14 protein-coding genes and 2 pseudogenes are annotated in these 16,999 nt (G+C 48.7%); 8 read left to right on the top strand and 8 right to left on the bottom strand.

The window, feature by feature from the left end:
• Positions 1-43 precede the first annotated feature (43 nt).
• Together ttcA and NBA72_RS02680 are read right to left on the bottom strand one after the other, a co-directional pair.
• A complete protein-coding gene (ttcA, locus tag NBA72_RS02685) occupies positions 44-979 on the bottom strand; it encodes a tRNA 2-thiocytidine(32) synthetase TtcA (protein ID WP_001156208.1) in 936 nt (311 codons plus the stop codon).
• Between the two features lie 40 nt (positions 980-1,019).
• A pseudogene (locus NBA72_RS02680) lies at positions 1,020-1,226 on the bottom strand (tyrosine-type recombinase/integrase); the annotation flags it as partial.
• Between the two features lie 429 nt (positions 1,227-1,655).
• Between NBA72_RS02680 and NBA72_RS02675 the strand changes: the two are divergent.
• The 3 genes and pseudogenes from NBA72_RS02675 to NBA72_RS02665 all read left to right on the top strand — a co-directional run bounded on the left by NBA72_RS02675 (position 1,656) and on the right by NBA72_RS02665 (position 5,691).
• Positions 1,656-5,078, top strand: a complete 3,423-nt coding sequence (locus NBA72_RS02675; protein ID WP_042947187.1) for a DUF4765 family protein — start codon at positions 1,656-1,658, stop codon at positions 5,076-5,078.
• A gap of 174 nt (positions 5,079-5,252) precedes the next feature.
• A pseudogene (locus tag NBA72_RS02670) lies at positions 5,253-5,360 on the top strand (multidrug transporter); the annotation flags it as partial.
• Positions 5,353-5,691, top strand: a complete 339-nt coding sequence (locus NBA72_RS02665; RefSeq protein WP_000159242.1) for an SMR family transporter — start codon at positions 5,353-5,355, stop codon at positions 5,689-5,691. The pseudogene NBA72_RS02670 and the gene NBA72_RS02665, both read left to right, overlap by 8 nt.
• A 52-nt stretch (positions 5,692-5,743) precedes the next feature.
• On the opposite strand, the gene uspF is transcribed toward NBA72_RS02665, so the two are convergent.
• From uspF to NBA72_RS02650, 3 genes are all read right to left on the bottom strand, one after another.
• Positions 5,744-6,178: a universal stress protein UspF gene (gene uspF, locus NBA72_RS02660; protein WP_001082296.1), complete on the bottom strand. Its 435-nt coding sequence runs from the start codon at positions 6,176-6,178 to the stop codon at positions 5,744-5,746.
• Positions 6,179-6,659: 481 nt separating this feature from the next.
• Positions 6,660-10,184 carry a pyruvate:ferredoxin (flavodoxin) oxidoreductase gene (gene nifJ / locus NBA72_RS02655; RefSeq protein WP_042947188.1) on the bottom strand — a complete coding sequence of 1,175 codons (3,525 nt, stop codon included), beginning with the start codon at positions 10,182-10,184 and terminating at the stop codon, positions 6,660-6,662.
• Positions 10,185-10,244: 60 nt separating this feature from the next.
• Positions 10,245-10,544: a hypothetical protein gene (locus NBA72_RS02650; RefSeq protein ID WP_001137722.1), complete on the bottom strand. Its 300-nt coding sequence runs from the start codon at positions 10,542-10,544 to the stop codon at positions 10,245-10,247.
• On the opposite strand from NBA72_RS02650, the gene NBA72_RS02645 reads away from it, so the two are divergent.
• Positions 10,460-10,726 carry a putative hemolysin gene (locus NBA72_RS02645; RefSeq protein WP_001200679.1) on the top strand — a complete coding sequence of 89 codons (267 nt, stop codon included), beginning with the start codon at positions 10,460-10,462 and terminating at the stop codon, positions 10,724-10,726. The genes NBA72_RS02650 and NBA72_RS02645 overlap by 85 nt on opposite strands.
• Before the next feature lie 43 nt (positions 10,727-10,769).
• Here the strand turns inward: NBA72_RS02645 and hslJ are convergent, their stop codons facing one another.
• Both hslJ and ldhA read right to left on the bottom strand, forming a co-directional pair.
• A complete protein-coding gene (gene hslJ / locus NBA72_RS02640; RefSeq protein WP_000725242.1) occupies positions 10,770-11,180 on the bottom strand; it encodes a heat shock protein HslJ in 411 nt (136 codons plus the stop codon).
• Between the two features lie 110 nt (positions 11,181-11,290).
• The gene (gene ldhA / locus NBA72_RS02635; protein ID WP_000762206.1) at positions 11,291-12,280 is read right to left on the bottom strand and encodes a D-lactate dehydrogenase; all 990 of its coding nucleotides are present in this window, start codon (positions 12,278-12,280) and stop codon (positions 11,291-11,293) included.
• A 239-nt stretch (positions 12,281-12,519) separates the two neighbouring features.
• On the opposite strand from ldhA, the gene NBA72_RS02630 reads away from it, so the two are divergent.
• The 4 genes from NBA72_RS02630 (at position 12,520) to NBA72_RS02615 (ending at position 16,269) form a co-directional block, all read left to right on the top strand.
• The gene (locus NBA72_RS02630; protein WP_042947192.1) at positions 12,520-15,156 is read left to right on the top strand and encodes a YdbH family protein; all 2,637 of its coding nucleotides are present in this window, start codon (positions 12,520-12,522) and stop codon (positions 15,154-15,156) included.
• Positions 15,156-15,347, top strand: coding sequence for a YnbE family lipoprotein (locus NBA72_RS02625; RefSeq protein ID WP_000784063.1), 192 nt, complete (start codon positions 15,156-15,158; stop codon positions 15,345-15,347). The genes NBA72_RS02630 and NBA72_RS02625 overlap by 1 nt, the downstream gene beginning before the upstream one ends.
• Positions 15,348-15,354: 7 nt before the next feature.
• Positions 15,355-15,678 carry a YdbL family protein gene (locus tag NBA72_RS02620; protein ID WP_042947194.1) on the top strand — a complete coding sequence of 108 codons (324 nt, stop codon included), beginning with the start codon at positions 15,355-15,357 and terminating at the stop codon, positions 15,676-15,678.
• A 141-nt stretch (positions 15,679-15,819) separates the two neighbouring features.
• On the top strand, positions 15,820-16,269 hold the full coding sequence (locus NBA72_RS02615) for a GFA family protein (RefSeq protein WP_001518898.1): 450 nt from the start codon (positions 15,820-15,822) through the stop codon (positions 16,267-16,269).
• On the opposite strand, the gene azoR is transcribed toward NBA72_RS02615, so the two are convergent.
• Positions 16,266-16,871: an FMN-dependent NADH-azoreductase gene (azoR, locus tag NBA72_RS02610; protein ID WP_000048924.1), complete on the bottom strand. Its 606-nt coding sequence runs from the start codon at positions 16,869-16,871 to the stop codon at positions 16,266-16,268. The genes NBA72_RS02615 and azoR overlap by 4 nt on opposite strands.
• Positions 16,872-16,999 lie beyond the last annotated feature (128 nt).

Below are 16,999 nucleotides of genomic sequence, written 5' to 3'. Positions count from 1 at the left end.
TCGATAGTATGGCGTCTCAGCGGAGTGCTGAGACGCCTGCAGATTATTTCACTTCGATAACATCAAGCCGCAACGCCTCTAAGGCGGTGTCATCTTCTTCCGGCTGCCAGCCAGCGGGCTGCAAGGGAATCTCTTCACGATCGAACGCTAAATCGCCGCCGTCGACTACCTCGGAACCGTGAGTGATTCCTTTGAAATCGAACAGGTTAGTGTCACAAAGGTGAGACGGCACGACATTCTGCATGGCGCTAAACATCGTCTCGATCCGTCCAGGATAGCGCTTATCCCAGTCGCGTAGCATGTCGGCAATCACCTGGCGTTGCAGGTTTGGTTGCGAACCGCACAGATTACAAGGAATGATAGGAAAGGCTTTGGCCTCAGCAAAACGGATAATATCTTTCTCGCGGCAGTAAGCCAGCGGGCGGATCACGATATGTTTGCCGTCATCGCTCATCAGCTTCGGCGGCATCCCTTTCATTTTTCCGCCATAGAACATATTCAGAAACAGGGTTTGCAGAATATCGTCGCGATGGTGGCCCAGGGCGATTTTAGTCGCGCCCAGTTCAGTCGCCGTACGATACAGGATACCCCGACGCAAACGCGAGCACAGCGAGCAGGTGGTTTTTCCTTCCGGAATCTTCTCCTTCACAATGCCGTAGGTGTTTTCTTCGACGATTTTATATTCTACGCCCAGCTGCTCAAGGTAGGCTGGCAGGATATGTTCCGGGAAACCTGGCTGCTTTTGATCGAGGTTGACGGCGACCAGTGAAAAATTGATCGGGGCGCTTTGCTGCAAATTACGTAAAATTTCCAGCATCGTATAGCTATCTTTGCCGCCAGAAAGGCAAACCATAATGCGATCGCCTTCTTCAATCATATTAAAATCGGCAATCGCTTCGCCAACGTTACGGCGCAGGCGCTTTTGCAACTTGTTGAGGTTGTATTGCTCTTTTTTTGTATTCTTTTGAATTTCTTGCATTATTTCAGTTCTCTGGTACTAAATGGGGCGAACTTTGCAACTACGATAACCGCGCATTCAACATCGCTACTTGTTCGTCGTTCATGTCATCAATCCACATACCGTAAATTTCATACACCATCTGCGCAGTTTCATGCCCCATTTGGCTGGCGATAAATGCCGGGTTCGCTCCTGCCGTCAACAGCCAGCAGGCAAAAGTATGTCGCGTATGGTACGGATTACGGCGACGAATGCCAGCACGTTTTAATAGAGATAGTACCTTCGGATATTGTCAACTGTATACATCATGCAGCCAGGTCCGTTAAGAAGTGACGGGCTCAACTGAAATTCAGGCGCTGCTGCGTCCTGATGATGGTACGTTTCAAGTGGTTTCGTGGAGTGAACCGGGACTGGTGTAAAATGATATTCGGCACACCCTTTTTGCTCTTTTATTGGTGATATAAAATAACGTATCAGTATTTTATTATCTAATAAGATAGTGCAGAGTGTTTAATTATCGTTGGGTAAGATCATTTTACCGTATACTATTTAAAATTTTCTTGTTTATTCTGGTGGTCGTATTGAATTAAAAATAGCCTGTATCATATGTACAGTTCAGACAAATTATTTGCGATGAGAATTGCTACCTGATATCTACACCTTATGAAGCATACCATAATTCTGGCTGGAGAACGTAATGCGTATAACAGTAAGTGATATATCAACCAGAGAATCACAGCAGACGGTACAGATACAAGCTATCAGAAGTTGGGATACCATACCGTACCTTTCAATGTTGGATGGACTTTATCAGGACGATATCTTTCATGAGCAAGTGTCTAATTTACCAGAAGAATATATTAAGCTGGATGAGATGGCCAAAGATGAAGAAAAGAACAGATTAAATATTTACGACTTCTTCTTTGAGCCAACACATGAAATTATATATGAAGATATTAAGTCAACATTGGATTTTTATTATTCAAATAGCGCAACCTTCCGTAGGCTGGTTAATTATAAAGTAGAGCGCAGTATCAATGACGATATAGATACCAATAAATGCGAGGTAAAGATATCTCTAAATTACAGTTACGAAAATATTGATGGGGGGCGAGGATATTTATCGCTTCCATTTGATAAGAACGGCTATCCAATTCCCCCTGACTTTCACAACTGTGTGAATGGAATCACATCAGAAAAATTGTTTTTAGATCTATTTCTAAAACATATTTTGCACGATCATTTAAATGCAAACGGTGAAGTTACAAACGTTTACGCCAATGTTATTTATAAAGAGATTGATCCTGCTGCAATTGCACATACATCGTCGTGTTTTTCTCAGGTAACGATGAGTGATGAACATGCGCTATTTAATGTAGATAGCGTAACTGTTCCACCTAAAAGTACTGAGCAAATTATATCTGAGGGAAAGGAAATTCAAAGGCAAATTTTCTTATCTTCCCATAGCAGCAATCATCTTCAGCCAGTAACCATTCATAAAATGGACAGGAGTATTAAAAACATTGCAGTAACTGGTTTGTTATTATCATCAAGATTAGCAGTAACATCTGGTGATTATAGGATAAAAAATGGTAATTCAGAAGGTGAGAATAATTTTTTACCCGTTAAAGAATTACAGAGATATGAAAGGGCTCTCCCGGAGGATCATCCTGCCCCAACTACGGAGCCTAACCTGGCAGGTAAGGTGTTAGATGGCCTATTTGAACACTTTACATCTATGGCGGGAGGACGCCTTATCTCAATACTCAAACTACTGGTAAAAGAACAAGAGGCAAATAGTTATAAAAGAGGCTATCATGAATTACTTGCGTTTTCTCAAACTGGGCAGTGGACGCATGATGGAAGAGCTATTGCCGCTGAATATATGTTCAAAGGTCTTTTAGTTCATTTAAGTGATCGTCTCATTGTTCTCGGTGAGGGAAGTTTCATTTCTGTTCTATCTTTTGTAAGAGAAAATATTCAACATCAATATAAAATATATGAGCTAATGGCGCGTGATATGCTGGTTCATCCTATGCATTTCAGTACTGAGCCTGAACCACTCATGATAGACAGGCCTTTATGGACAAGGGAAAGCCACTATGCGAAAGTCCTGTATGAAAAGTTTCCTGCTATTTCTGGTTCAAGCTTTGACGTTTTCTATGGTAAGGATGCTATTATTACAGCATTAGAAATAGTATCTTTCAATAGACAAGAAAGAGGAAAGAGCGCTTTTAATAAAAAAAGGATGAATCATCTTTTTAAGCTGATTCAATTAGTGATACACCATTTATCCAGCAATGGTGGTGATAGAGTATTGCTTAGCCCTGAAGGCATAAAAAATAATTTTATTATTATGCGTAATATTATTTTTTGGTGTGCAAATATAACGGGGCCAATTAATGATGAAAAAATAGACACAATAGCAAGAAAAATTGTGGTTAATAATAAATTTACCAAAGGTGTTAAATCAACACTTCCCAAAAGTAACGATCCTTTAATATTGTTAATGAAAGCTGCGATCAATAAACAGCTAGACTGGGCGGAGAAATATTATCGAGCAGAGACTCATATGAAGGAACATATGCAGGAGTGTGATATCTTAGGACTAATGGATATCAACAAAATGGTGCAAGAGGTCGTTGTTGGGCTTATTCACGAGATCAGTGATATTGCGCAAAGCAGTTGGCTGACATTAGAAGAACAACATGAGAGACAGGCTCAGGCTCTCGAATCGTTCAAGGAGAAGCTTTCCTCCATGAATGGCGGGCAAGAATTCGTTTATGCATTTAATAAGATTATTCAGGAGGGGTTGGGAGGATTAATTGAGCTGAGCTTTGATCTTGATGATACTATACATCATCGCACAACCTCCTCATTAAGTCCGGCTGCAAGGGCAGGACTTCACCTCTTAGGAACGGTCTGGAATATTGTAATGGGTCTTGTCCCTGGTTTTAACGCTCTGGCTGGTACCAGCAGTATTCTTAACCGGGCTGTTGTGGAAAACTCTGCGGATGTGTGCGGTTACGTACAGGATATTATACGTATCGGTATGGAGGCTGTTCCTGTTGCTGGAGCGAAGTTCACAGAAAGAGCGGCAAATGCAAAGTATACGGGCCTCCGATTTGTTGAAAATAAAATACAAAGAGGTGTAGTACGAGCGCCGATTCAAAAGGGGAGTAATTATAAAACTATAGAGTCAATAGAAAACACAGATTTTATTTATCAAAAAAGTAATCAGAAAGTTCTTGAGTTAGGTCCAGCGGGAAACGATGGGCTCTATCGCGCTACCGGTTTTGATAAACAAACGTATGGTTATTACAAACCGTCAGGAGAAGGCTTTTACAGAAAGCAAGCCTCATATCCACCGCTGTCATCGGAAGCGCCTAATACGATAAAATATGGCGACAGAGAGCTCGTTTTAACTAAAGAACCCGGTTCAGAAACGTATCGGGCAACCTATTCGGATAGCGGAAAAGATTCAGCTATGACATTTTACCGATCTTCTGATGGAAGATTTTATCAGGCGTCAGGGCTGAAAGGTGGGGGGCTTATTCGCCATATTGATAAGCCTTATTCAGAGTTAAGAGAAGGAGACGCGGGTTATGATGAAGAGCTTCTGGATATTACGGATGATTCCCCCTTACTGGAAGATATACTGGCCTCTCTGTCAGAAGATTTATACCCTACATCAGAAGAAAATGTACAAAGTATTTATAAGAAATACCGGAGTGGGGATGCAGCAGCAGGGGAGACTGAAGTTGTATTATGCCGAGGTACAATAGGTCCGCAGGCTGAAAATATTGTTAGTTTTAAAACAGCAGGCGGTATTGAGGGGGGCGATGTAGAGGTATTGCCTGTCTCTGCTGAAATAGCCCAAGAGCAGGTTAGAAGTGGAAGAATCGTACCTGAATATACCACGGAACTTAGTGTTGCAGACAGGTTCAGCAGGGAGCATTTTCTTATTATCGTTAAGGTAAAAGTCAGATATCTTACACGAGGTAGTGTCAGTGAAAGTGGCTGGGTTATGCCAAAAAACACACCAGTGGACCCTGTTGGTATAATTGACAGGACATATGGTAAAGCAGAAAATACGGGGCAGGCAAACGCTTCTAAGTAATCATAAATCCTGAACAAGTTTATTGTTTTGATCTCTCGTGTATGAAAGATTGCTTTTATACTTTAATTAATTCGAGTTGCAGGAAGGCGGCAAGCGAGCGGATCCCCAGGAGCTTACTCAAGTAAGTGACTGGGATAAGGGAACGCAGCCGCAGCACATGCAACCTGAAGTAGGTTATGGCGAGATACGCAACGGGTCAAAAGCGTCTTTATTCTGTCATCCGTATTAATTAAGATGTCATCACGACCAGAAAAATATCGGAACGAAGAGATGTATGACTAAAGAAGCTGTAATCTTTCTATTTATCGCCATCGTGGTAGAAGTTATCGCCACGATCTCATTAAAATTATCGGATAGTTTTACGCGTCTGGTACCGAGCCTCGTTACCATCATCGGATATTGTATCGCGTTCTGGTGCCTTACCATCCCAATGCGAACCATCCCTGCGGGTATCATTTATGCCATTTGGTCTGGGGTAGGGATTGTTCTTATTGGATTGATAGGATGGTTGTTTCTTGGCCAAAAACTGGATGTGCCGGCTATTATTGGCATGTTGCTTATCATCTGCGGCGTAATCGTAATCAATCTGTTTTCAAAAAGCGTCAGTCACTAGGCGATGATGATGGTTGATTTGAGCCCGCACTCTCTTATGCGGGCTCGGGTATTTAGCGCACCACCAGTACGGAGCATTCCGCATGACGCACAACGGCTGCGGCGTTGGAACCCAACAGATAGGTAGTAATATCCGGACGATGCGAGGCGATAATCACCATATCGGCCGGTAATTTTTTTGCCATTTCCAGAATCTTATCTTTAGGAGAGCCTTCTGCAACGTGCGCCTGCACGCGGTCCGCGGGAAGGTTGAATTTCTTGATAATCGCTTCCAGTTGAGATTTGGCTTCGGCTTTCAAATCGTCCATTGCGGGGAGCTCTGCTGAATAAGCCAGTCCCAGTGAAGCGTAATAGGGCAAAGACGGGATTACAGTCAAAAAGTGCACTTTAGCGTCGTCAATCTTTGCTTCGGCTTCAACATGTGAAATCACGCGTTGAGTTAATTCTGAATCTGAAATATCGATGGGTACAAGAATCGTTCTGTTCATAAAACCTCCTGTTTAAGTATCCACTGAAATTCTACTCCCTAAAGGCACTTTATGTACAATGACATACGTCACATTTTAGGTGCTGCTCCACGATACTCTGCGGGGACTACCAACAGGGGAGGACGGCGTAATATTAAGCGCATTCCCCGTAAATAATCAGCGAGTTGACGTTAAAACGTTATTTCTGCCTTGTCAGGAAAGACCTAAAAAGAGATGTTACCGTTTAATTCAATAATTAATGAAATAATTCGCAGTGAAATAGATATAATTTATACGAATGCTTTTGGGGGTATTATACGAAATAAAAATTATACAATATCATTCGGTTACGATATTCTACGCCTGTTATATGCCTTTATTGTCACATATTCATTTTGTCGCTGGGCCATTGCGTTAACCTTTGCTTTCCAGCGTATAAATTGACAAGCCCGAACGGATGTTCGGGCTTTTTTTGTTTCCAGGTTAATCCTTAGAATATTTTTTAATCTGCGCCGGGTTTTTCCGCTTTTCCTGCCAGCAAGGCAAGAAAGTCATAGCGTTTTTGCAAATCCAATGCGGCATCTCGCCATAATTGTTCAGCTACTTCAGGCTGTTGCGCATTCAGGCGACGGAAACGCTGTTCATTAAGCAGCGTTTCCGCCAGCGCATCAGACGGTGGCCGAGAGTCCAGCGCCAGCGGCGGCTTGCCTTCATCCGCACGGCGGGGATCAAAGCGGTATAACGGCCAGAAACCGGTCGCCGTTAACTGGCGCATCTGGTCATGGCTTAGCGCCAGATCGTAGCCATGTTCTTCACAGGGGCTATAGGCAATGATCAGCGACGGTCCTGGCCAGGCTTCGGCCTCCTGGATGGCTTTCACCGTCTGGTTTAACTGCGCGCCCAGCGAGATTTGCGCGACATAAACATGACCATACATCATCATGCTGACGCCAAGATCTTTACGGGCTTTACGCTTGCCATGTTCGCCAAATTTAGTGACGGCGCCAAGCGGCGTCGCCTTCGACGCCTGGCCGCCAGTATTGGAATAACACTGCGTATCCAGAACCAGAATATTGACATTCTCCGTCAGGCTTAACACATGGTCTAAACCGCCAAAGCCGATGTCGTATGCCCAACCATCGCCGCCAATCAGCCAGATTGATTTTTCTACCAGCGCATCAGCATCCTTTAACAGTTCCTCTGCGCCCGCAACCGATTTCAGATGTTGGCGTAATGCGGCGACCTGCTCACGCCGAACGTCAGGCGTTGCTTCGGCATGTAGCGCATTGTTTAATTCCGCCGGGATGCGATCGGCGAATTGCGCCAGTAAACGCATGACGCGCGCCCGGTGCTGATCCACGCTCAGACGGAAACCGAGGCCAAATTCCGCGTTATCTTCAAATAACGAATTTGCCCATGCCGGGCCGCGTCCGTTGGCATCGGTGGTATAAGGCGTTGAGGGTAAGTTACCGCCATAAATAGAGGAACACCCCGTGGCGTTAGCGATTAACATTCTGTCGCCATATAACTGAGTCAGCAGTTTAATATACGGCGTTTCACCGCAGCCGGAACAGGCGCCGGAATATTCAAACAGCGGCGTAATAAGCTGCGATGTGCGGATATCAATTCGTTCCAGTTTGCTGCGATCGATTTCCGGTAAGTCGAGGAAAAAGTCATAATTCACTTTCTCTTCTTCCACATGCTCCAGGCGCGACATCATGTTAATCGCCTTGATCTGTGGATTTTGCCGATCTTTAGCCGGGCAGACCTCTACGCATAAATTACAGCCAGTACAGTCTTCCGGCGCGACCTGCAGCACATATTTCTGGCCGCGCATATCGCGGGACTTCACGTCCAGCGAATGCAGACTGGCTGGCGCGTTCTCCATCGCCTGCGGGGAAACGACTTTTGCACGAATCGCCGAGTGAGGGCAGGCGGCGACGCAGTGATTACATTGTGTACACAGTTCCTCTTTCCAGACAGGAATCTCTTCGGCGATATTGCGTTTTTCCCAGCGGGTGGTGCCCATTGGCCATGTTCCGTCCGGCGGCAGCGCGGAAACAGGCAGTGCGTCGCCGAGGCCCGCCAACATGGCGGCGGTAACGGTTTTCACGAAATCCGGCGCGGCGTCGGAGACGACCGGCGGGCGATGCGCGCTATGCGGATTAACCGCCTGCAACGGCACTTCCGCCAGCGATTCCTGCGCCAGAGCCAATGCCTGCCAGTTACGCTCAACCAGATCCTGTCCTTTGCTGCTATAGCTTTTGGCAATCGCGCCCTGCAGCTCAACCAGGGCGCTATCGCCCGGAAGAATATGCGTCAGGTGGAAGAAAGCCATTTGCATGACGGTATTGATGCGGGCGCCAAGTCCACATTCGCGGGCGATTTTCGCCGCGTTAACCACGTAAAAACGCGCCTTTTTCTGATTCAACACCGCCTGAACTTCTTGCGGCAGACGCGACCAGACCTCGTCGGCGCTGTACGGCGTATTAAGCAGAAAGATACCGCCGGGCTTTAGACGCTCCGCCATCTGATATTTATCGATAAACTGTAATTGATGGCAGCCGACAAAATCCGCCTGAGCAATTAAGTAAGCGGAACGAATGGGTTTTTCGCTGACGCGCAGGTGCGATACCGTGAGCCCGCCAGCTTTTTTAGAGTCATAAACGAAATAACCTTGCGCATACCACGGCGTAGAATTACCGATAATTTTAATATTATTTTTCGTGGCGGATACGCTGCCGTCGCTTCCCAGACCGTAAAATAACGCTTCAAGTTTAGCGCTGCCGGGCAGGGTATTTTCCGGTAATGGCAGCGAGAGGTGAGTGACGTCGTCATAAATGCCCACCGTAAACCGTGGCTTGGGCTTCGCGCGGCTGAGTTCATTAAAGACCGCCAGTACGCACGCCGGGCCGAACTCTTTGGATGATAGCCCATAACGGCCGCCAATGGTGCGCGGCAACGTTTCGCGCTCGCCATTATTAAAGGCTTCCGCCAGTGCGGTCATCACGTCCAGATAAAGCGGCTCGGCCTGCGCGCCAGGCTCTTTGGTGCGATCCAGCACGGCGATAGCGCGAACGGTTTCCGGTAATGCCTGTAACAAATGTTTGGCGGAGAAGGGGCGGAACAGACGGACTTTCAGAACGCCGACCTTTTCTCCGCGTATCAGTAGCTCGTCCACGACCTCTTCGCAGGTGCCGAGGGCGGAGCCCATCATTATGATGACGCGTTCAGCCTGGGGATGGCCATAATATTCAAATGGCTGGTAGTGGCGGCCCGTAGCGTCGCCAAATGCCCTCATCGCCTCTTCAACATGATCATAAACGGCGTTGTACCACGGATTGGTCGCTTCGCGAGACTGGAAGTAGGTGTCCGGATTCGCTGAAGTTCCACGAATCACCGGATGTTCCGGATTCAGCGCGCGGGCGCGGTGAGCGTCGATCTCCGCCTGCGGCATCAGGTTCAGAATGGTTTCATCCGTTAGCGGTATAATTTTGTTGATTTCATGCGATGTACGGAAGCCATCAAAAAAATGAATAAACGGAACGCGGCTTTTCAGCGTAGCCCTGTGTGCGATCAGCGCAAAATCCTGCGCTTCCTGAACGCTGGCGGCGCATAACATCGCGCAGCCTGTCTGGCGGACCGCCATCACATCGGAATGGTCGCCAAAAATAGAAAGCGCGTGTGTGGCGACAGTGCGCGCGGCAACGTGCAGTACAAACGGCGTGAGCTGCCCCGCCAGTTTATACAGCGTTGGAATCATCAGCAGCAGCCCCTGCGATGATGTAAATGACGTAGAAAGTGAACCGGTTTGTAACGCACCGTGAACGGCGGCGATCGCGCCGCCTTCCGACTGCATCTCTACCACACGCGGCGTATCGCCCCAGACATTTTTAAGCCCATTACCGGCCCAGGCATCCGCTTGTTCAGCCATTGTTGAACTGGGCGTAATCGGGTAAATGGCGATAACCTCGCTGGTACGGAACGCCACCGACGCTACCGCGCCATTACCGTCAATTGTTTGCATATGACACCCTTACATTGCGCAAAAAAGAGGGACACGCATAATCGTGAGCGCATCCTGTAGTTATCCTTTTATTTTAGCAAAGCCCTTCAAGCCCCATTTTCGCTTTTGTGTCCCTGGCGGGAGGAGAATGGCGATTTCTTGCCGAAAAGACGTAAAAAATTGCCAATAAATGTTAATGAAGCGCATAAATGCGCGCTTTGCCTCTCGACGCGTCAGTTTCTGCTGCCTATTATTTAGGGCGGTGTCGTTTGGATGAATAAACAGAGGGGAGAGAAATGCGCGCAGCGTTTTGGGTGGGATGTGCCGCGTTATTATTGTCGGCTTGCAGTAGCGAACCTGTTCAGCAGGCAACCGCGGCACATGTTTCGCCAGGGATGAAAGCGGCGATGTCCAGCGCCGGCGAAGCGAATTGCGCTATGATTGGCGGTTCGCTTTCAGCGGCCCGGCAGCTTGATGGTTCAGTAATTGGTATGTGCGCGCTACCCAACGGCAAACGTTGTAGCGAACAGTCGCTTGCCGCCGGAAACTGCGGGAGTTACTAAGCGCGGCGTTTCGCCTGACGCGTATAACTTTTCACTTAATGGCTTAGTGCGCTAAATCCGCCAGTTTATACATTAGCGTTGTTTCTGCCGTCGCCAGCGTTAATTGGTTCGCAGTTAAATCGACCTGCGCGCCTTTGCTGAAGAGCTCGCTGAGGGTGCCGTCCAGCGCATTAAGCTGCGGATCGGCGCACATCATTCGGGTCATCGCTAAATTTTTCACTTTTAATTCGCCGTCCGATAGTTTTCCTTCGCCGGTGAATTGATTGCACATTTTGCCGGATACCGTCATGTCCTCGCCAAAGCTGAGCTCCGGGCCGGTGACCGTTTTACCGTTTACGCTTTCCAGAACAAAGCGGTGGTGTTCCAGTTGCTCGCGTTTGACGGACACTTTTCCACTGCTCACACACCCTGTCATTATGATGCTCAGGGCGACCAGCGTGACGATTTTCTTCATTGATATTCTCTGTAATCTGATAGTTAACACTGACTATAGTAATGATATGACCGGATAGATCTTCAGGGGTTATCCGAAAATGCTCCCCTGAGCGCAGGGGAGCGACAGGATTAGAACAGCGCGTTCGGGCAGGCTTCGCCCTTCTCAAGCTGGCTTAAGTTTTGTAACGTGGTTTCAGAGATGCTGATCAGCGCTTCTGCGGTCAGGAATGCCTGGTGCCCCGTAAACAGTACGTTATGGCAGGCCGACAGACGGCGGAAAACATCATCCTGGATAACATCGTTTGACTTATCTTCAAAGAACAGGTCGCGTTCGTTTTCATACACATCCATCCCCAGCGAGCCGATTTTCTGATTCTTCAGAGCTTCGATAGCCGCCTGGGAATCAATCAGCGCGCCACGACTGGTATTAATGACCATAACGCCATTTTTCATTTGATCGAATGCCGCATGGTTCAGCAAATGGTAGTTTTCCGGCGTGAGCGGGCAGTGCAGGGAAATGACATCCGATTCGGCAAACAACGTTTGCAGATCCACATACTCTACGCCGAGGTCAAGCGCGGCGGTGCTGGGATAGGGATCAAACGCCAGTAAACGCATTCCAAAGCCTTTCAGGATACGCAGCGCGGCGACGCCGATTTTACCGGTACCAATGACGCCAGCGGTTTTTCCGTGCATGGTAAAGCCGGTCAGTCCCTCAAGGGAAAAGTTAGCGTCGCGGGTGCGTTGATAAGCGCGGTGAATACGGCGGTTCAATGTCATCATCATGCCAATCGCATGTTCAGCGACGGCTTCCGGAGAATAAGCCGGTACGCGCACCACCTGCAAGCCGAGCTCTTTAGCGGCATCCAGGTCGACATTATTAAATCCGGCGCAACGCAGCGCGATGTATTTCACGCCGTGTTTTTTCAGCTCTTCCAGTACAGGTCGGCTCCCGTCGTCATTCACGAAGATACAAACTGCTTCACATCCATTGGCGGTTTTCGCCGTTTTCTCGGTCAGCAGAAAATCAAAAAACTCCAGTTCGAAACCGAACGCTTCGTTCACTTGCTGTAGATATTTCTTGTCATACTGTTTGGTACTATAGACGGCGAGTTTCATATGACCTTCTCCAGTGATGTTAGAATCACACAAATATGCTTAAAATTATCTTACAAAAAATCAAAAATAATTGATAGTCATACATATAATGAATAATTTTAGGTTATCATTCTCCACAACGCCTCAAATAGCCGGAGGGCGCCCCTGCAACATGAACTATTAGGCTATGTACGGGCAATCATGCCAAAATAAAGAGATAGCCGACTGAATTTTTCGTTAAATCAGGAAATTAATGGCCCATGAAGGGTAAATATAAAGCCGCCCTTGCGCTACTGTTACTGCTGATTCTTGTCCCTCTGACGCTACTGATGACCCTCGGGCTGTGGGTTCCCACTCTGGCGGGAATTTGGCTACCCGTCGGTACCCGTATCGCTCTGGAACAAAGTCCACGCCTGACACGTCATGGGTTAGTGATTCCCGATCTTCGCTATCTGGTCAATGATTGTTCGTTAGCGCATATTACCCAGGCGGAACTGACGCATCCCAGCCGTTGGTTACTGAATATTAAAAGCCTCAAACTGGATGCCGCATGCCTGGCGAAACTGCCCGCAACGGAAGCTTCTCCCGCCGCGCCGCGTACGCTGGCGCAGTGGCAGTCAATGCTGCCCAATACCTGGATTAACATCGATAATGTCATTCTCGCGCCCTGGCCGGAATGGCAGGGCAAGCTGGCGATCTCCATGACGCCGGTCATTCAGCAGATACGTTATCAGGGCGAAAAAGTAAAATTTCAAGGGCAGCTACGCGGTCAGGCATTGACGGTGAGCCAACTGGAGATCGCCGCGCTGGCCAACCAGCCTCCCGTTAGCCTGGCGGGGGAGTTTATGTTGCCGCTGGTACCGGATGGCCTGCCGGTCAGCGGTCATGCGGCAGCGACCTTGCGTCTGCCGCAGGAGCCGTCGCTGGTGGATGCGGAACTGGAGTGGCGTGATAACGCCGGACAGCTCATCGTGATGGCGCGAGGTAATCCTGACCCGATTCTCGATCTCCCCTGGGCGGTAACGCGTCAGCGGCTTACCATCAGCGATGGCCGCTGGAACTGGCCATATCAGGGATTCCCCTTGAGCGGACGTCTGGCTTTTAATATCGATAACTGGCAAGCCGGGCCGGATAATGCGCGAGTCAGCGGACGCCTGAATATTCTGACCCAGGGCGATGCCGGTAAAGCGAACGCTGTACTGACTATCGGCCCGGGAAAACTCAGCATGGATAGCAGTGAGATGCCTCTACAGCTTACCGGCGAGGCTAAACAGAAGGATTTAATCTTTTATGCCGTATTGCCCGCTATGTTCCGCGGCAGTCTGGCCGATCCGCAGCTCACCTTTGCACCTGGCGCATTGCTACGCTCGCGCGGACGGGTGATTGATGCGTTAGATATTGATGAAATTCGTTGGCCGCTGGCGGGCGTTAAGGTGACGCCGCGCGGCGTTGATGGTCGATTACAGGCTATTTTACGGGCGCATGAAAATGAGATGGGCGATTTCGTTCTTCATCTTGATGGCCTGGCGAATGATTTTCTCCCTGATGCTGGTCGCTGGCGGTGGCGCTATTGGGGGCAAGGAAGCTTTACGCCAATGCGCGCCCACTGGGATATTGCCGGACAGGGCGAATGGCATGATAACACCATCAGGTTGACCAGTTTGTCCACCGGTTTTGATCAGTTGCACTATGGCGCAATGACCGTCACATCGCCAAGACTGGCGCTGAATAAACCTATTGTCTGGGTTCGCGACGCCACAACGCCGTCGCTACAGGGCGCGCTGTCTCTGGAGGCGGGAAAAACCGTATTTACCAGCGGGAGCGTGCTGCCGCCTTCTACCATTAATTTTAGCGTTGAAGGGCGCGAGCCAACCCTGTTCCAGTTTAAAGGCGACCTTCGGGCGGGGGCGATAGGGCCGGTACGGCTGAATGGGCGCTGGGATGGCGAACGCCTTCGCGGACAGGCCTGGTGGCCGAAGCAGTCGCTTATCGTTTTCCAGCCGTTGCTTCCACCAGACTGGAAAATGACGCTGCGCGAAGGCTCACTGTATGCGCAGGTGGCTTTTTCCGCCGCACAGGGGCAGGGGTTTGAAGCGGGTGGACACGGCGTGTTAAAAGGCGGCAGTGCCTGGATGCCGGATAACAAAATCAACAGCGTCGATTTCATTCTGCCATTTCGCTTCCACAACGGCGCGTGGCAATTGGGGACGCGCGGGCCCGTCTCGCTGCGTATTGCCGGGATAGTTAACCAGGTCACGGCGAAAAATATCACCGCTGATTTACAGGGCGGTTATCCCTGGAGCGAGTCGAATCCATTACTGCTAAGCGATGTCAGCGTAGACGTGCTGGGCGGTCAAATCATTATGAAACAGTTGCGAATGCCGCAGCACGACCCGGCGCTTTTACGGGTGCAAAATATTTCATCCAGCGAATTGATTAGCGCCATAAATCCAAAGCAATTCGCCATGTCTGGTCCGGTTAGCGGCGCGCTGCCGCTGTGGCTGAACAATGAAAAATGGATAATCAAAGATGGCTGGCTTACGAATCCCGGGCCAATGACGTTGCGTATCGATAAAGATACTGCGGATGCGGTGGTGAAGGATAATGTCACGGCAGGCTCGGCGATCAACTGGCTACGTTATATGGAGATTACGCATTCGTGGACGAAAATTAACGTTGATAACCTGGGCGTACTAACGATGCAGGCGGCCATTACCGGCAAAAGCCGGGTAGATGGTAAAACCGCGATCGTTAACTTGAACTATACCCATGAAGAAAATGTGTTTACGCTGTGGCGCAGTTTGCGTTTTGGCGACAATTTACAGGCATGGCTTGAACAAAATACAGCGTTGCCGCAACCTCCTTGCCGGAAAGACAAGGACTGTGAGGATAAATAATGAAAATGAGTATTGCCATGCTGTCAGCGCTTGCGTCATTTATCGTGGTGGGCTGCACGCCACGTATTGAAGTCGCCGCGCCGGAACAGCCGATTACCATCAACATGAATGTAAAGATCGAGCATGAAATACATATCAAAGTCGATAAAGATGTTGAAGAACTCCTGAAATCACGCAGCGATCTATTCTGAGGCCATAATGAAAAAGTATTTAATGCTATGGGTGCTGACGCTGAGCTTGCTCACACCTTCTGTGTGGGCCTTAACCCTGGACGAAGCGCGCACGCAGGGCCGGGTTGGGGAAACGCTGAATGGCTATCTGGTGGCCTTAAAGAATGATGCCGAAACCCAGAAACTGGTGCTTGATATTAATCATGCCCGCCGCGCCAGTTACCAGCAGTTAGCGGATAGTAATCATCTTCCCGTGGACGAGGTGGCGAAGATGGCAGGGCAAAAACTGGTTGAGCGCGCCAGGCCGGGAGAATATGTCCAGGGAATTAATGACAAATGGATGCGTAAATAACCGCTTCCCGACAATTTTTTTACCGCAAAATGCATTTTTATATGGGTAATTTTTGAATACGAAGGTCGTATTTATATAGGCGAACCGGAAGGCTATTTCTATACTGTTGGCTGGTATCACTATTCGCGAGAGTAACCAGGTATGACGTCTGAAAAATTATCTGCTGCCTGCCATTGTGGCAGCGTCGTGTTTACCGTTCAACTTAGCGATGGCTTTCATACCGCCAGGCGCTGCAACTGTTCGTTTTGCCGGATGCGCGGAGCGGTGGCAGTGTCTGCGCCGCTATCGGGTATTAAAGTGCTAAAAGGGCAGGATAAGCTTACCGAATATCGCTTCAATACGGGCAAGGCGGTGCATTTTTTCTGTTCGGTATGCGGGATATATACTTTTCATCAGCGCCGATCCAATCCCGATCAATATGGGGTCAATGTGGCGTGCATCGAAAATGTGTCGCCTTTTGATTTCGCCTGCGTTGAAGTCAATGATGGGGTAACGCATCCCAGCGATGGCGGCAGTAGCGGCGTGGTAGGATATTTGCGCTACGAACCGAAGAAGTCACCTCCCGTCGAAACGGGAGGCAAAAATATTTAAGCGGCCACGACGCTGTCAATCGCGGCTTTTGCATCAGCCTGAGCTTTAGCCGCCACTTCCGGCCCGTAGGCGATGCCTTCGGCAAAGACAAAATTCACGTCGGTAATACCGATAAAACCAAGGAACACTTTCAGGTAAGGCGCAATCAAATCCGTCGGGGTGTCTTTATGGATACCGCCGCGACTGGAGAGAACCACCGCGCGTTTACCGGTTACCAGACCTTCCGGGCCTTTTTCGGTATAGCGGAAAGTGATACCGGCGCGGGCAATCAGATCAAAGTAGTTTTTCAGCTGCGTCGGGATATTGAAATTGTACATCGGCGCCGCAATAACGATGACGTCGTGGGCTTTCAGTTCAGCAATGAGTTCATCAGACAGCGCCAGAGCGTCCTGCTGACGTGGCGTTAAAGGCGCATCGCCCGGACGCATCGCGCCCACCAGCTCGCCATCCAGCACCGGAACAGGGTTGGCCGCCAGATCGCGGACAGTAATTTCATCTGCGACGTGTTTTTCGCGCCATTGTTCAATAAAATAGTCAGTCAACTGACCAGACTGAGAGTACCCTGCCAGAATACTGGATTTAAGAACTAATACCTTGCTCATGGGTGTTTCCTTTTATGTGTTTGAAGGGGCGTGCCCCGTTGCTTGTTGACACTTTATTCACAAATATGTCGCAGGGATAGCGCAATATATCGAACCCTTTGTTCGAAATTATTGAACAACACAAAAAA

This window comes from Salmonella sp. NW1250 (assembly GCF_051812965.1).
In the GTDB taxonomy this organism is placed as follows: domain Bacteria; phylum Pseudomonadota; class Gammaproteobacteria; order Enterobacterales; family Enterobacteriaceae; genus Salmonella; species Salmonella enterica.
This window is presented reverse-complemented; position numbering and strand designations above follow the sequence as displayed.

Excerpts from the sequence above, each read along its gene's own strand:
- ttcA (WP_001156208.1), bottom strand. The coding sequence starts at position 979 with ATGCAAGAAATTCAAAAGAATACAAAAAAAGAGCAATACAACCTCAAC.
- NBA72_RS02675 (WP_042947187.1), top strand. The coding sequence starts at position 1,656 with ATGCGTATAACAGTAAGTGATATATCAACCAGAGAATCACAGCAGACG.
- NBA72_RS02665 (WP_000159242.1), top strand. The coding sequence starts at position 5,353 with ATGACTAAAGAAGCTGTAATCTTTCTATTTATCGCCATCGTGGTAGAA.
- uspF (WP_001082296.1), bottom strand. The coding sequence starts at position 6,178 with ATGAACAGAACGATTCTTGTACCCATCGATATTTCAGATTCAGAATTA.
- nifJ (WP_042947188.1), bottom strand. The coding sequence starts at position 10,184 with ATGCAAACAATTGACGGTAATGGCGCGGTAGCGTCGGTGGCGTTCCGT.
- NBA72_RS02645 (WP_001200679.1), top strand. The coding sequence starts at position 10,460 with ATGCGCGCAGCGTTTTGGGTGGGATGTGCCGCGTTATTATTGTCGGCT.
- hslJ (WP_000725242.1), bottom strand. The coding sequence starts at position 11,180 with ATGAAGAAAATCGTCACGCTGGTCGCCCTGAGCATCATAATGACAGGG.
- ldhA (WP_000762206.1), bottom strand. The coding sequence starts at position 12,280 with ATGAAACTCGCCGTCTATAGTACCAAACAGTATGACAAGAAATATCTA.
- NBA72_RS02630 (WP_042947192.1), top strand. The coding sequence starts at position 12,520 with ATGAAGGGTAAATATAAAGCCGCCCTTGCGCTACTGTTACTGCTGATT.
- NBA72_RS02625 (WP_000784063.1), top strand. The coding sequence starts at position 15,156 with ATGAAAATGAGTATTGCCATGCTGTCAGCGCTTGCGTCATTTATCGTG.
- NBA72_RS02620 (WP_042947194.1), top strand. The coding sequence starts at position 15,355 with ATGAAAAAGTATTTAATGCTATGGGTGCTGACGCTGAGCTTGCTCACA.
- NBA72_RS02615 (WP_001518898.1), top strand. The coding sequence starts at position 15,820 with ATGACGTCTGAAAAATTATCTGCTGCCTGCCATTGTGGCAGCGTCGTG.
- azoR (WP_000048924.1), bottom strand. The coding sequence starts at position 16,871 with ATGAGCAAGGTATTAGTTCTTAAATCCAGTATTCTGGCAGGGTACTCT.